Origin of the sequence: Mesorhizobium sp. M0074 (assembly GCF_040322975.1) — a bacterium.
Classification (GTDB): Bacteria; Pseudomonadota; Alphaproteobacteria; order Rhizobiales; family Rhizobiaceae; genus Mesorhizobium.
On the sequence record NZ_JAMYUM010000008.1, the window covers coordinates 12,260 to 26,726 of the forward strand.

Genomic DNA, 14,467 nt, shown 5'->3' on the forward strand with positions numbered 1-14,467 from the left:
TCGAGCGTCATCTCAAGGAGATCTAAGCCGGTTGCCCGCGCTTCCGCGAGACTGTCGCACTTAGCCGGACTGCCGGATCGTCGCGCTCGACTTCAGCAGCCGATTAATGTCCGACGCCTTTGACGGCACCCCGATCAAATAGCCCTGGGCCTCGACACAACCCTCCTTTTGCAGGAATTCAAGCTGCGCTTCGGTCTCGACACCTTCCGCGGTGACGGTGATGCCCAGCTGTGCGCCAAGCCCGATGATGGTGCGCACGATCGCCGCGGTATCGCGACTATCGATGTCACGGGTGAAAGAGCGATCGATCTTGATCTTGTCGACGGGAAAGCGCCTGAGGTAGCCCAGCGACGAATAGCCGGTGCCGAAATCGTCCAGCGCGATGCGGACGCCCAGATCGCGTAGCTGCCTGAGTGTCTTGAGCACCAGATCGCTTTCGTCCATCAGCACCGTTTCGGTGATTTCCAGTTCAAGCCGGTTGGCCGGCACGCCCGAGAACGCCAGTGCCGAGATAACGCTGCGGGCAAAGGTACCGCTTTTGATCTGCACGGCGGAGACATTGACTGCGATGCGCCAAGCCGCCCAGCCTGCCGCGGTCGTGCAGGCTTTTCGCAGCGCCCATTCTCCAAGCGGCACGATCAGCCCGGTCTCCTCGGCGGCCGGAATGAAGTCGTCCGGCCGTACCAGGCCGCGCACCGGCGAACGCCAGCGCATCAAGGCTTCGGCACCGACGATTTCGCCGGAGGCGATGTTCATGATCGGCTGGAAATCCAGCTCGAATTCCCGGCGCGACAGCGCTGCCCTGAGATCGATTTCGAGCGCCCGGCGTGCCCGCACCATCGCGTCCATGGCTGGTTCGAAGAAGCGGTACAGGTTGCGCCCTTCGCTCTTTGCCCGATAGAGCGCCATATCGGCATTTTTCAGCAAAGTGTCGGCGTCCTTGCCGTCATTCGGAAACAGCGCAATGCCGAGACTGATGCCGACACGCATGTCGTGTCTTTTGTCGCGAAACGGCTTTCCGATGATCTCGACGATGCGTTTGGCCAGCTTTTCCGCGTCGCCCGGGCTTTTGAGATTGAACTGGATGATGACGAATTCGTCGCCGCCGAAGCGGGCGACAACGTCCGTTTCATTGCGCAGGCACCGTTGCAGCCGTTCGGCCACGCATTTCAGCAGCCAGTCGCCGGCGGGGTGGCCCCAGCTATCGTTGACCGCCTTGAAGTGATCGAGGTCGAGCGAGAATATCGCCAGCGATCCGTCTCTCGTGTCGCTCAGGGCTTGGTCGAGCCGTTCGCGAAGCATCGAGCGATTGGGCAGGTTGGTCAGTGTGTCGTGGTGCGCAAGATGGGTCATGCGCTCTTCCACGCGCCTGCGCTCGGTGACGTCGTCGAACGTCGCGACCCAGCCGCCGCCGCTCATCGGCCGGCGCGCAACCAGCAGCGTCCTGCCGTCAGCGAGATGGCGATGCGTTACGTGTGTTTTCCCCGCCCGCAGGCAGGCTTCGATTTGCGAGATTTCGCTGTCGGGGTCGAGCTTTGTATAAATGCCCAGTTCCAGCAGCCGCTTGAACGCATCATGGTGACTCATGCCAAGCGGGAAGTCGGCCGGCCTGACATGATAAAGTTCCAGGAAACGTTCGTTGCGCACGATCAGCTTGCCATCCGCATCGTACATCAAAAGGCCTTGCGACATGTTGGCAAGTGCCGCGTCGAAACGGCGGTGCTGCTCCTTCAATTCCTGCTCGGCGCGCCGTTGCTCGGTGATGTCCTCGTAGATCGATACCCAACCGCCTGACGCCAGCGGCCGGTGCGAAATGTTGACGATACGCCCGTCTGCAAGCGGTTCCTCATAGGTGGAAGGTTTTGCCTGGTCGATATAGGGCTTGCGGATGGCATAGAGTTGCTCAGCGCTTTGCGAGGCGATGCCGATATCCACGCTGTGCTGGAGGATGTCGAAAAACCGGATGCCGGGCCGCACCACTTCGGCGTCGAGGCGAAAGATACTGATGTAGTTCCTGTTGCAGATGATCATCCGTTCATCGGCATCGAACATGCACAGGCCATGCGACATGTTCTCGACCGCTGCCGAAAAACGCTCGTTCTGTTCGCGCAGCTCGTCTTCAATAGGTTGCGGCTGACCAACGCCTTTGGCCCTCCGTCGGCGGACGGACGAACCAGCCTTGATACCGGCAACGGGCATGAGGCAAGCCTATGGACCATGGTTAACCACGGCACTGTTGTCCCTGCCGGTTAATTTACCGTTTTCAGCCGGCTGGAACGGCAGTCTGGCGTCGCGACTTTTCGATCGCCGCAAACCGTTTGAGAAAGGCATTCTGCGCCCAGGTCACCGAGCGCGGCGTGATGTCGAAGCGCTCGGCATTGAAACCGCGCGGCCTGCCGAAGAACTCCGTCGCCTCTGCCGTCGAAAAACCCGCAAGCAGCGTTGCTTCGAAATAAGCGGCGATCTGATCCGCTCGCTTGATCTCCTTGCGCAGTCCCGCGTCGAGTTCGGCCGGCAGTGAAAACCGCAGATGGATGGCGCGCTGCAGCCTGATCTCGCAATCCCTGTAGCTGCCGCCCATCACGGATTTGAACGGCGAGATCATGTCGCCGATGACATATTCCGGCGCGTCGTGCAGCAGCGCCGCCAACCGCGCGTCGGCGTCGGCATCCGGCATCAGCTCGCCGACAAGCGTTTCGACCAGCAGCGAATGCTGGGCGACAGAAAAGGCGTGCTCGCCTCTGGTCTGGCCGTTCCAGCGTGCGACGCGGGCAAGGCCATGGGCAATATCGGAGATCTCGATGTCGAGCGGCGAGGGATCGAGCAGATCGAGCCGTCGGCCGGACAGCATGCGCTGCCAGGCGCGCGGCGGCGCCCCGGCGCGATCGGCAGCCATCAGGCATCCTCCGCGCCGATGGCTTCCTGCGGAAAGCTGAATTTCGCCCAGGACGGGATAGCGAGCGACACGGCGACGTCCTCCGCCAGGATCGGCAGGCCGGCGTCGAGCGCTGCCTTGACCCGGTCGATGCGGGCAATGGCAAGGCCTGTCCTGGCCGCGGTCGAGCCAAGCGTGCCGACCGGTCGCCCCTCCACGGTCAACTCTGCGCGCGAAGTGGGCAGGGTGCGTCCGGCCGAGACAATCAACACCCGACGCCTGGCAGTGCCGCGATGCTGCATGCGCGAGACGACCTCCTGGCCGACGTAGCAGCCTTTCTTGAAGCCGACACCGCCGATCTCGTCGAGCAACACGTCATGCGGAAAAGCGTCGCCGAGCTGGTAGTCCGCACCGCTTTCGGCAATGCCATGGGCGATGCGAAAGGCTTGCCATGCGGCAAGGTCGCCGCCATCTGCGGTGTCACCGTAGAAGCGCTTGACGGCAGTATCGACAAACCGCGCATCGGCAAACGGTGCTGATTCAAATTGCGAAGTGGTTGAATCGCTTCCCCATGCGACGGCCACAACCGGCTGATCCAGCTTGGCAATTTCGACTTTGGCGCGCAATTTGTAGAGCGTCAGCCGTCGCATGAAATCATCGGCGGTCTCGGTACGGCATTCAAGTCGGAAAGCATTTTCGTCGGCGCGCGAGATCAGGAAGTCGAAAAGGATCTTGCCTTGTGGCGTTAGCAGCGCGCCGGGCTTTGCTTCGCTGCTGCCGAGCACGTCGAGGTCGGTGGTCAGGATGTTCTGTAAAAAGTGCTCGGCATCCGGCCCGGACACGGAAACGAGTGCGCGATCTCTGAGCGAGGCAAAGGGCATGGTGGGAAAACGAGCCTGATCTTGCAAAACTATCGGCCATTACGTAAGCCGCTGGCACTTCCCCCGCAAGAGACCGGATCCGTATGGCCCCCATCTACGATCTCATCCTGACAGGCGGCACCGTGGTCAATCACGACGGCCAGGGTTTTCGCGACGTCGGCATCAATGGTGGGCGCATCGCTGCCATCGGCGACCTCCGCGAGGCGTCGGCCGATGAGACGATCGACTGCCGTGGGCTGCACATCGTTCCGGGCGTCGTCGACAGCCAGGTGCATTTCCGCGAGCCGGGCCTGGAGCACAAGGAAGATCTGGAGACGGGCTCGCGGGCAGCGGTGCTCGGCGGCGTCACCGCCGTCTTCGAGATGCCGAACACCAATCCGCTGACCACCAGTGAGGCAACCCTTGCCGACAAGGTGCGGCGTGCCACCGGCCGCATGCATTGCGACTTTGCCTTCTGGGTCGGCGGGACCCGCGACAATGCAAAAGACGCTGGCGATCTCGAGCGGCTGCCTGGTGCGGCCGGCATAAAAGTTTTCATGGGCTCGTCCACCGGCGACCTGCTGGTCGAGGACGACGAAGGCGTTGCCTCGATCCTGAGGAACACACGCCGCCGCGCCGCCTTTCACTCCGAGGACGAGTTCCGGCTGCGCGAGCGGCTTGGCGAGCGCATCGCGGGCGATCCGTCCTCACATCCGGTGTGGCGCGACGAGATCGCTGCGTTGCGCTGCACCGAGCGCCTTGTGCGAATCGCGCGCCAGGTCCGCGCCCGGATCCATGTGCTGCACATCTCGACCGCCGAGGAGATAGGCTTCCTCGAACAGCACAAGGATGTCGCGACCTGCGAGGCGACGCCGCATCATCTGACGCTGAGCGCCGATGATTATGCGCAGTTGGGCACCCTGATCCAGATGAACCCGCCGGTGCGCGCCACGCGCCATCGCGACGGGGTCTGGTACGGCGTTGCGCAAGGCATCGTTGATGTGCTCGGCTCCGACCATGCGCCGCACACGCTGGCCGAGAAGGCAAAGCCTTATCCGGCGTCGCCGTCCGGCATGACCGGGGTGCAGACTTTGGTGCCGATCATGTTGGATCATGTCAACGCCGGCCGGCTGACGTTGCAGCGCTTTGTCGACCTGACCAGCCACGGCCCGCAACGCATATTCGGCATCGCCAGGAAAGGCCGCATTGCCGCCGGCTACGATGCCGATCTGACCATCGTCGATCTGAAGCGCCGCGAGACCATCGCCAACGCCCAGCAAGGCTCCAAGGCCGGCTGGACGCCTTATGACGGCAGGCAGGTGACCGGCTGGCCGGTCGGCACCATCGTGCGCGGCCGGCGCGTGATGTGGGAAGGCGAGATCGTCACGCCGGGCCAGGGTAGGGCGGTGGAGTTTTCCGAGGCGTTGGCGGGCTAAGCTCCTGTCTCCAAGAGACCATGCTTAGCCACTCAATCGCCGGCGACGAAGAACGTCCATTGTCCGGTCGGCGTGATGCCGACATGTAGGCACCGAACTGCTTCATGTCGTCATAGTCGCTGGCGGTGACGATCTTGAACAGCTCGACCCGTTGTCTGGCGTCGAGCTTGTCCAGCGGCAGGGCGAAGAAATAGGGCCAGACATAGAGATCCTGCGGCGTGCCGGCATCGACATGGACAAAACCGGCACTGAGCACTTCTTCCAGGATGGCGAGGATCTCCTGGCCTTCCGTATCGCCCGAAAGGCCCTTCAGGAAGGCGATCGGGTCGCCCTCGATGTCGCCCAGCGACAATTGGGTCATCATGTCTCCCGTGCCGATCAGCGGCCGAAGTTTTTCGATGTCGCCGCTTTTGCACGCCTCGACTATCAGATCGTGCATGCGCCTGACCGGTTCCGGCAACTTGGCCAGGTCGTAGACGACTTCGGGCACGGGCGCGTCCGGATCGACATGCGGATTGGCCATGCCGCCATCGTTGGCCGGCCCTTTCGGTTCGGTTTGTTCCGGCTCGTCGGATGGCGTCGGCCGGCTGGTCGGTGGTGGCGTCGTGCCGAGCGGGCCGGGCATCGGCACGGTACTTCCGGGCGGCGACATGTCACCGTCGGGTGGCGGCGTGACCGGTGAGGGAAGGTCTTCGCGCTTGATCTCGCTGAGGGCGTGAGCGGGACTGCTCGCAAGAAACAGTGCAAGGGGAATCGTGGCGCAGGAAGCAGTAAGCCAAATGCTGAGGACCAGGCCGCGCGGCTTGCCTGATATCGAAAAATTCACCGCCTGCTACTCCCTGGTTCCAGCCCATCCATGTGCCCGGACATGATGTCCGGCGGCGCGCCGTCGTCAAAGAACCGGGGTCAGTGCCGCAGTCTTTCGGGCTCGAAGGCCCCGGCAATCACCTTTTCACGCATGCGATCGAGCAGGGCAAGCGCCGAGGTCTCGCCATTGGTGCGCAGCATTTCGCCGAATGCCGTTTCGAGGGCTGCCTCGGCGATGATTTCCGGCTCGATCCCGGCCGACAATCCTTCTGCCCAGGCTTCGCTGTGGCTTTCCACGGCGGTCAGGCGCTTTTCTTCCCTGACCAGCGCGTCGATGTCGTTGACGCCATGTTCCATTGCGATTTCCACCCTTTCAAGCGGTGATCCGTTGGACAGGGATCAAGCTTGAGTTGTCCCTTTTACACGCAGGCGCAGTAAGTATTTGTAAATACGACATTTTTTTGGTCGTCTTCTACAAATTCCGTCGCGTCCAGCAAACCTGCGTCCGATCCGATTCAAACTTAGCCGATTAGGCCGGCCAAGGGGACGGAAACCTTCAGTTTGAGTTAATTTCACATTCGCGCGCTAACGTTTCGTTAACATAGTTGCAAAAGTGCAACATCAGGTTTGCACCAAGACCTCACCCGAGGCAAGCGGAGAAGTGTCGAACGCGTCCGCCGCCCACAGCGCCGGCGGTTGATGCCGGTTTGCCGGAACGGCAGCTGCCGTCGTCAGTTTCCGTAGCGCGAAGCGATGTCGCGAGACAGCGTCTCGCCTTCCTTCATGTAGCGGCTGATGGCTTCCGTCGCCGAGGCGGTGCATTGCGTATAAGTACCGCCGAACGACCGGTAGCCGCGGTTGAAGCTGGCGATGAAGCGGGCGCGCCGCTCCGGGTTCGGATTTTCCGATGCGATCAGTTTTTCCATCTCGGCTCGCCACCGATCGCCCTTCTCGCCACACAGATTACGCAGGAAATGCAGCGAGCCGAGCACTTCCGCCAGCCGCATCAGCCCGGGCTCGAACGGTGCTTCGGCGGCAATCGCCGGGCGCGCACCGACAACCACACTGACGGCGAGGCATGCGGCGAGAAAAGAAGACGTGCGGCTCATGAGTCCTTGTGCTGAAACAATTTGTCGCCTGCAAGGCGATTCTCTGGCTCAGATCTCGCCGTCTTTGTTGGGACCGAGTAGATCGTCGGCAATTTCAAACACTGCATCGGCGAGCGGCATCGCTGTCATTTCGGCCAGCGTATAGAAAGCCGCGGTCTCGGCGTCGTCGCTGGCCACCGCCTCGCCGCCAGCATAATCGGCCCCAAACACCGTCAGCCAGTAGTCGACCGGATGCCCGTCGCCGCTGCCGTCGATGTGGATTTCCCGCAGCGGCCGGTAGCGGCGCGCCTGCAATCCGGTCTCTTCCAGCAATTCGCGCCGTGCTGCCTGTTCCAGCGTCTCGCCGGCTTCGACCTTGCCGCCGGGAAAGGCATGGAGGCCTTGCGAGGGCGGCCTGGCCCGCTTGACCAGCAGCACCGTGTTCTCGCGCACGACGCAGACCGAGACTGCCGGAATGATCTTGCGTGCTTCCATGGGCTTCGGATCGCTCGATTGGCATAGCCCGTTGTGGACCGGCCGTCGGCGAACAGCTTTAGCGGTTGCGAAAGGCGGGTTCCATGGCCACTTTCACATGCCACCAATTCGAGAGCTGAATTCATGTGCGGACGCTTTGCTTTGACGGCCACTCCGGACCAGACCGCCGCCTTTCTCAGCCTGGCGGAACTTGAGGAGTTTCCGGCCCGCTACAACATCGCGCCGACGCAGCCGGTGCTGATGGCGCTCGCCGGATTGCCGCGGGCGGCGGGCTCGAACCTGCCCGACCGCCGCTCGATGCTGGTGCGCTGGGGCCTGATCCCGGCCTGGGTCAAGGATACGCGTAACTTCCCGCTGCTGTTCAACGCGCGTTCTGAGGGGGCTTCGGAAAAGGCGTCGTTTCGCGCTGCCATGCGCCATCGCCGCGCCCTGGTACCGGCTTCGGGATTCTACGAATGGCACCAAACCGGTGGCAGAAGTGGGCAGCCCTATTGGGTGCGGCCAAGGCGTGGCGGGCTTGTCGCCTTCGCTGGGCTGATTGAGACCTATGCCGAGCCGGGCGGCTCGGAAATGGACACCGGCGCCATTCTGACCGCCCACGCCAATGCCGATACTGCCCATATCCACGACCGCATGCCGGTGGTGATCCATCCCGAAGATTTCGCGCGCTGGCTGGATTGCCGCACGCTCGAGCCGCGCGATGTGGCCCATCTGCTGAGACCCGCCCAGCCCGATTTCTTCGAAGCGATCCCGGTTTCCGACCTCGTCAACAAGGTCGTCAATACCGGGCCGCAGATTCAGGAGAAGGGCGTCGTCGAGCCTGAGCCCGAGAAGGTCAGGCGCCAGAAGTCCGGCGCGAACGACAGTCAGATGAATTTATTTTAGCAAAAGCTACTATTGCTGGTGCGCCGTGAGCGCCTCAACCTTCCCGACGGCATTCTCAGGCAGCGCGCGGCGAAACGATCTTCTGCGCCGGCTTCTTCTTCTTCGCGGTGTGCAGAAGAGCTGCGACGATTGCTGCCGGGCCGATCGCCCGGTAGTGGCTGGCGAGCGCCGGTTGCTTGACGCGGTTGGATTCTTGCTTAGGCATTGTTCTCTTCCCTGGTAACGTCTTCGTGTCTGCGTTTGCTGGCCGAATCCGACCAAATCGTGACGCTTGCTGATCTAGCCGGCGAATGTTTCATCACAGTGCCGACCTGTTTAATAAAATGTTTCAGTGGCTCAATTCCTGTGAGCCAACGATATTTTTGGCGAAGGTAGCGACTTGACGGCAACACCGGGCAAGGCGATAAAGCCGGCCATGAAAACGTCTTTCGCCATTTGTGGCATTTGCATTATCGGCTAGCCTCGCGCTGGTCCTGGACGTTTTCGCCTCATCTCCTCCCAGATTGGACAAACGCCCCGGCCAGCAGGCTGGACCCCGATTTGCGCCTCGGCGTAACCGACTCCATCCAGAGCACGATCCCAAAAGATCATGCCAAAGTAACGCACCGGGAACGCACGTATGTCTGACGCATCGAAGAGCCTGCGCCTCTACAATACGCTAACGCGGAGCAAGGACGATTTCTTCCCGATCGATCCGCGCAACGTGCGCATGTATGTCTGCGGCCCGACAGTCTACGACTTCGCCCATATCGGCAATGCGCGGCCGGTGATCGTCTTCGACGTGCTGTTCCGTTTGCTGCGCCATCTCTACGGGCAAGCGCACGTCACTTACGTCCGCAACATTACGGACGTCGACGACAAGATAAACGCCCGCGCACTGCGCGATTTCGGCGGCGAGATTGCCTCTGGCAGGCTGTCGCTGAACGAAGCGATCAGGCGGGTCACCGAAAAGACCGCCGACCAGTTCCACAAGGACGTGGCGGCGCTCGGTTGCCTGGAGCCGACGGTCGAGCCGCGCGCCACCGAGTTCGTCGAGCCCAGGCCCGACGGCAAGGTCGACATGATCTTCTTGATTCAGCGCTTGATCGAACGCGGCCATGCCTATGTCGCGGCTGGAGAAGTCCTGTTCGACACCGCTTCCATGCCGGATTACGGGCAGTTGTCGAAGCGCAATCTCGACGAGCAGCAGGCAGGCGCGCGCGTCGCCGTCGATGCGCACAAGAAGAACCCGCAGGATTTCGTGCTGTGGAAATTGTCTTCGCCCGAGGAGCCGGGCTGGGACAGCCCGTGGGGCAGGGGTCGGCCAGGCTGGCACATCGAGTGCTCGGCGATGTCGGCCGCCTATCTCGGCGAGGTGTTCGACATCCATGGCGGTGGTATCGACCTGATCTTTCCGCACCACGAGAACGAGATCGCGCAATCGCGTTGCGCCCACGGCACCGAAACGATGGCCAAGATTTGGATGCACAACGGTTTCCTGCAGGTCGAGGGCCAGAAGATGTCCAAGAGCCTGGGCAATTTCTATTCGATCACCGAATTGCTGGAGACGGATACCTTTGGCGGCCGCAAATGGCCGGGCGAGGTGCTCAGGCTGGCGATGCTGATGACGCACTATCGCGAGCCGATCGACTTCTCCGTGCGCAAGCTGGAAGAGGCGGAGAATACGCTGCGCAAATGGAAGCGGGCGGCTGATCTGGCGCCGCCGACGGCAAAGCCGGTGCCGGCGGATGTGATCGAAGCGCTGTCGGATGACCTTGCCACCTATGCCGCATTCCAGTTGCTGACGCAGTTGGCTGGTGATGCTGTTGATTTCAACGCAGGTAGCGGCAAGGCAGCCGCCGAAGACAACGATGCTGCCGCTTCACTGAAGGCATCGCTTCTGTTCCTCGGCTTCGACATCGCAACAGCCAAGGTGGATGAAGACGCCATTGCCAAGGCGATCGCCAAACGCCTCGCGCTGATCGCCGCCAAGAACTGGGCCGAGGCCGACCGCATCCGCGACGAGTTGCTGACGCAAGGCATCCAGTTGAAGGACGGCAAGGACCCCGTCACCGGCGAACGCATCACCACCTGGGAGGTAAAAAGATGATCGATCATCTCGGCATCACCGTTTCGGATTTCGACGCGTCGAAGGCTTTTTACGACAGGGCGATAGCGCCGCTCGGCGCCTCGCTGCTTTACATGGTGCCGCAGGAATATACCGGCGGCGCCAAGGTCGGCGGCTACGGCCGCGACCGGCCGGTGTTTTGGCTGCATGCCGGCAAGGACAAGCCGAAGGATCATCAGCATGTCGCCTTCACCGCTCGCAGCCGCGCCGAGGTCGATGCCTTTCACGCCGCGGCGATTGCCGCCGGCGGCAAGGACAATGGCGGGCCGGGCCTGCGCCCGCACTACCATCCGAACTATTATGGCGCCTTTGTTTTCGATCCCGACGGCAACAATGTCGAGGCGGTTTGCCATGCCCCGGAGTAGTGCGCGATGAGCCTCGACAACAGACCGGTCTATACAGGCGGCTGCCAGTGCGGCGCGGTGCGCTTCCGCGTCGAAGGAGCTCTCGGCGATGCTTCCGTATGCCATTGTCGCATGTGCCAGAAGGCGAGCGGCAATTTCTACCTGCCGCTGGTCTCGGTGCGCGGCGCAAGGCTGGACTGGACGCGCGGTGAGCCCAAACGCTTCCGCTCGTCCAACGCGGCTTTGCGCGGTTTCTGCGCCGAATGCGGCACGCCGCTGACCTTCGAAGCGCCCGACGGGGTGGCCCTCGCCATCGCCACATTCGACCACCCCGAGGAGATCGCCCCGACCATCCAATGGGGTGTAGAAGCCAAGCTCCCGTACGTGGATCACGTCCACGAATTGCCAGGTGAGGAAACGATGGCCGACGTCTCGTCGGCCTCCTATCTCGCCGATCTCGTCTCCTACCAACATCCCGACCACGACACCGAACAATGGCCGCCGGAGGAAAAATCATGACCGAAACCGTTCGTACCGGCGGCTGCCAGTGCGGCGCCGTGCGCTTCCGCATCCACGGGGCGCTCGGCCGCTCGTCCATTTGTCATTGCCGCATGTGCCAGAAACAGTTCGGGTCGTTTTTCGGCGCGCTGGTGACAGTGCCGAGCGACGGGGTCGAATGGGTGCGCGAGGAGCCGAGTTACTTTCAGTCGTCGGTCAACATCGATCGCGGCTTCTGCGCCCGCTGCGGCACACCGCTGACCTACCGCCAGCCCGGCGCGCTGGAGATCGCCATCGGCGCCTTCGACGACCGTTCCGATCTGGCGCCGCAGATCCAGGTTAACTACGCCGCCAGGCTGCCTTGGGTCGAGACGATCTTCGACGCGCCGATCCATGACGACCCGGATTTCTACGCGCGACAGGAATCCATCATCTCCTTCCAGCATCCCGATCACGAGACGGCCAACTGGCCGCAGCAGGGCCTGAAATTATGAGCAGCGAATTCCGTACCCTCTATCCCGAGATCGAGGCTTTCGAGTCCGGCATGCTCGACGTTGGCGATGGCCATCAGGTCTATTGGGAGCGCTCCGGCACCAGAGGGGCCAAGCCGGCTGTCTTCCTGCATGGCGGGCCGGGCGGCACCATTTCGCCAAAGCACCGGCGGCTGTTCGATCCGAAGCTGTACGATGTCATCCTGTTCGACCAGCGCGGCTGCGGAAAATCGACGCCCAATGCCTCGCTTGAAGCCAACACCACCTGGCACCTGGTCGCCGACATCGAGCGCCTGCGAAAAATGTGCGGCTTCGACAAATGGCTGGTGTTCGGCGGTTCGTGGGGTTCGACGCTGGCGCTGGCCTATGCCGAGACCCACCCCGAGCGGGTCAGCGAACTGGTCGTGCGCGGCATCTACACGCTGACCCGCGCCGAACTCGAATGGTACTACCAGTTCGGCGTGTCGGAGATGTTCCCCGACAAGTGGGAGCGGTTTCTGGCGCCGATCCCGGAGGCCGAGCGCGGCGACATGATGGCCGCCTACCGCAAACGGCTGGTCGGCAGCGATCCTGTGGCGCAGGTCGAGGCCGCCCGCGCCTGGAGCCTGTGGGAAGGCGAGACGATCACGCTGCTGCCGGAACCGGAAACCAGCGGTCCCTTCGGCCAGGATGATTATGCCCTGGCTTTCGCCCGCATCGAGAACCACTATTTCGTCCATGCCGGCTGGCTGGAAGAGGGACAGCTGCTGCGCGATGCATGGAAGCTTAAGGATATCCCGGGTACCATCGTTCACGGCCGCTACGACATGCCGTGCCCGGCGCGCTACGCCTGGGCGCTGCACAAGGCGTGGCCGCAAGCGGATTTCCATCTGATCGAAGGCGCCGGCCACGCCTATTCGGAGCCGGGCATCCTCGACAGGCTGATCCGCGCAACGGACATGTTTGCCGGGAAATGACCATGGCTCGCGAGCGCCTTTATCTGTTCGACACCACGCTGCGCGATGGTCAGCAGACGCCGGGTGTCGACTTCTCCGTCGAGGACAAGATCGCCATCGCCAAGCTGCTCGACGAGTTCGGCATCGACTACGTCGAGGGCGGCTACCCCGGCGCCAATCCAACCGACACCGCCTTCTTTGCCGAGCGCCGCACGGCCGATGCCAAGTTCGTTGCCTTTGGCATGACCAAACGGGCAGGAGTGTCGATCTCGAACGATCCTGGGCTTGGCGCGCTGGTCCAGTCGAAGTCGGACGCCATCTGCTTCGTCGCCAAGAGTTGGGACTACCATGTCCGCGTCGCGCTCGGCTGCACCAATGAGGAGAACCTCGAGGCGATCAAGGCCTCGGTCGAGGCGGCGCTCACTGCCGGCAAGGAGGCGATGGTCGACTGCGAGCATTTCTTCGACGGCTTCAAGGCCAATCCAGATTATGCGCTGGCCTGCGCCAGGACGGCCTACGATGCCGGCGCGCGCTGGGTGGTGCTGTGCGACACCAATGGCGGCACGCAGCCCTCCGAGGTGCGCGCCATCGTCGAAAAGGTGATCGCCGCCGGCATACCGGGCGATCATCTCGGCATCCACGCCCATGACGACACCGGCCAGGCGGTGGCGAATTCGCTTGCCGCCGTGGGGGCCGGCGTGCGCCAGATCCAGGGCACGCTGAACGGCATCGGCGAGCGCTGCGGCAACGCCAACCTGATCTCGATCGTGCCGACATTGGCGTTGAAGCCGGCCTTTTCGGGCCGCTTTGCTACAGGCATTTCGGCAGAAGCGTTGACCGGTATATCGCGCCTGTCCCGCGCCTTCGACGAGTTGCTGAACCGCGCGCCCGAAGCGCAAGCGCCCTATGTCGGCGCCTCCGCTTTCGCCACCAAGGCCGGCATCCATGCCTCGGCGCTGGCCAAGGAGCCGGCGACCTACGAGCATGTGCCGCCAGAGACTGTCGGCAACCGCCGCCGCGTCATGGTTTCGGACCAAGGTGGCAAGGCCAATTTCCTCGCCGAGCTGAAGCGGCGCGGCATCGACATGCCCCGGGATGACCATCGCCTCGATGCGCTGATCGCTGTAGTCAAGGAACGTGAGGCGGAGGGCTACGCGTACGAAGGCGCCGACGCCAGCTTCGAGCTTCTGGCGCGCAAGATGCTGCATGGCCTGCCGGAATTCTTCCGCGTCACCTCGTTCCGCTGCATGGTCGAGCGCCGCTTCGACGCCAACGGCCAGCTGAAGACGGTCTCGGAGGCGATCGTGAAAGTGCTGGTCGAGGGCGAGGAGAAGATGTCGGTCGCCGAAGGCCATGGCCCGGTCAACGCGCTCGACATTGCGCTGCGCAAGGATCTCGGCAAATTCCAGAGCGAGATCGCCGATCTCGAACTGGCCGACTTCAAGGTGCGTATCCTCAATGGCGGCACCGAGGCGATCACCCGCGTGCTGATCGAATCGCATGACGGCACCGGTGCGCGCTGGTGGACAGTCGGTGTCTCCGAAAACATCATCGATGCTTCGTTCCAGGCGCTGATGGATTCGATCGTCTACAAGCTGATGAAGAACCGCGACATGGCGGGATTGGCGGCGGCGGAATAGCGTTGA

At 62.6% G+C, this 14,467-nt stretch carries 15 protein-coding genes and 1 pseudogene; 8 read left to right on the plus strand and 8 right to left on the minus strand.

Annotated elements, in window-relative coordinates:
• Window positions 1–60: 60 nt before the first annotated feature.
• From NKJ73_RS12750 to ygfZ, 3 genes are all read right to left on the minus strand, one after another.
• Window positions 61–2,199 carry a putative bifunctional diguanylate cyclase/phosphodiesterase gene (locus tag NKJ73_RS12750; RefSeq protein WP_352569637.1) on the minus strand — a complete coding sequence of 713 codons (2,139 nt, stop codon included), beginning with the start codon at window positions 2,197–2,199 and terminating at the stop codon, window positions 61–63.
• Between the two features lie 64 nt (window positions 2,200–2,263).
• A complete protein-coding gene (locus NKJ73_RS12755; protein WP_352569638.1) occupies window positions 2,264–2,896 on the minus strand; it encodes a YfbR-like 5'-deoxynucleotidase in 633 nt (210 codons plus the stop codon).
• Window positions 2,896–3,756 carry a CAF17-like 4Fe-4S cluster assembly/insertion protein YgfZ gene (gene ygfZ / locus NKJ73_RS12760; RefSeq protein WP_352569640.1) on the minus strand — a complete coding sequence of 287 codons (861 nt, stop codon included), beginning with the start codon at window positions 3,754–3,756 and terminating at the stop codon, window positions 2,896–2,898. The genes NKJ73_RS12755 and ygfZ overlap by 1 nt, the downstream gene beginning before the upstream one ends.
• Before the next feature lie 83 nt (window positions 3,757–3,839).
• Between ygfZ and NKJ73_RS12765 the strand changes: the two genes are divergently transcribed.
• Window positions 3,840–5,171, plus strand: a complete 1,332-nt coding sequence (locus tag NKJ73_RS12765; RefSeq protein ID WP_352569642.1) for a dihydroorotase — start codon at window positions 3,840–3,842, stop codon at window positions 5,169–5,171.
• Between the two features lie 32 nt (window positions 5,172–5,203).
• On the opposite strand, the pseudogene NKJ73_RS12770 reads toward NKJ73_RS12765, so the two are convergent.
• The 4 genes and pseudogenes from NKJ73_RS12770 to NKJ73_RS12785 form a co-directional block, all read right to left on the minus strand.
• A pseudogene (locus NKJ73_RS12770) lies at window positions 5,204–5,997 on the minus strand (hypothetical protein).
• Window positions 5,998–6,077: 80 nt separating this feature from the next.
• Window positions 6,078–6,335, minus strand: a complete 258-nt coding sequence (locus NKJ73_RS12775; protein ID WP_023677749.1) for a hypothetical protein — start codon at window positions 6,333–6,335, stop codon at window positions 6,078–6,080.
• A gap of 374 nt (window positions 6,336–6,709) precedes the next feature.
• Window positions 6,710–7,087, minus strand: a complete 378-nt coding sequence (locus tag NKJ73_RS12780; RefSeq protein WP_023677748.1) for a TIGR02301 family protein — start codon at window positions 7,085–7,087, stop codon at window positions 6,710–6,712.
• A 48-nt stretch (window positions 7,088–7,135) separates the two neighbouring features.
• Window positions 7,136–7,561: an NUDIX hydrolase gene (locus NKJ73_RS12785; RefSeq protein WP_352569644.1), complete on the minus strand. Its 426-nt coding sequence runs from the start codon at window positions 7,559–7,561 to the stop codon at window positions 7,136–7,138.
• A gap of 123 nt (window positions 7,562–7,684) precedes the next feature.
• Here NKJ73_RS12785 and NKJ73_RS12790 point away from each other — a divergent pair, with 123 nt between their 5' ends.
• Window positions 7,685–8,446, plus strand: a complete 762-nt coding sequence (locus NKJ73_RS12790; protein WP_352569646.1) for an SOS response-associated peptidase — start codon at window positions 7,685–7,687, stop codon at window positions 8,444–8,446.
• 55 nt (window positions 8,447–8,501) lie between these two features.
• Here NKJ73_RS12790 and NKJ73_RS12795 read toward each other — a convergent pair whose 3' ends face one another.
• On the minus strand, window positions 8,502–8,651 hold the full coding sequence (locus NKJ73_RS12795; RefSeq protein ID WP_352569648.1) for a hypothetical protein: 150 nt from the start codon (window positions 8,649–8,651) through the stop codon (window positions 8,502–8,504).
• Between the two features lie 414 nt (window positions 8,652–9,065).
• On the opposite strand from NKJ73_RS12795, the gene cysS reads away from it, so the two are divergent.
• The 6 genes from cysS to cimA are packed head-to-tail and all read left to right on the plus strand — an operon-like array spanning window position 9,066 to window position 14,461.
• Complete coding sequence (cysS, locus tag NKJ73_RS12800; RefSeq protein ID WP_352569650.1) at window positions 9,066–10,535, plus strand: cysteine--tRNA ligase; 1,470 nt, start codon at window positions 9,066–9,068, stop codon at window positions 10,533–10,535.
• Window positions 10,532–10,918: a VOC family protein gene (locus NKJ73_RS12805; RefSeq protein WP_023677743.1), complete on the plus strand. Its 387-nt coding sequence runs from the start codon at window positions 10,532–10,534 to the stop codon at window positions 10,916–10,918. Before cysS ends, NKJ73_RS12805 begins: the two co-directional genes overlap by 4 nt.
• A gap of 6 nt (window positions 10,919–10,924) precedes the next feature.
• Window positions 10,925–11,416, plus strand: a complete 492-nt coding sequence (locus NKJ73_RS12810) for a GFA family protein (RefSeq protein ID WP_023677742.1) — start codon at window positions 10,925–10,927, stop codon at window positions 11,414–11,416.
• Window positions 11,413–11,889: a GFA family protein gene (locus NKJ73_RS12815; RefSeq protein ID WP_352569652.1), complete on the plus strand. Its 477-nt coding sequence runs from the start codon at window positions 11,413–11,415 to the stop codon at window positions 11,887–11,889. Before NKJ73_RS12810 ends, NKJ73_RS12815 begins: the two co-directional genes overlap by 4 nt.
• Window positions 11,886–12,842 (plus strand): prolyl aminopeptidase, encoded by a 957-nt coding sequence (gene pip / locus NKJ73_RS12820; protein WP_023677740.1) that lies wholly within the window; start codon window positions 11,886–11,888, stop codon window positions 12,840–12,842. Before NKJ73_RS12815 ends, pip begins: the two co-directional genes overlap by 4 nt.
• A complete protein-coding gene (gene cimA, locus NKJ73_RS12825) occupies window positions 12,839–14,461 on the plus strand; it encodes a citramalate synthase (protein WP_352569654.1) in 1,623 nt (540 codons plus the stop codon). Before pip ends, cimA begins: the two co-directional genes overlap by 4 nt.
• Window positions 14,462–14,467 lie beyond the last annotated feature (6 nt).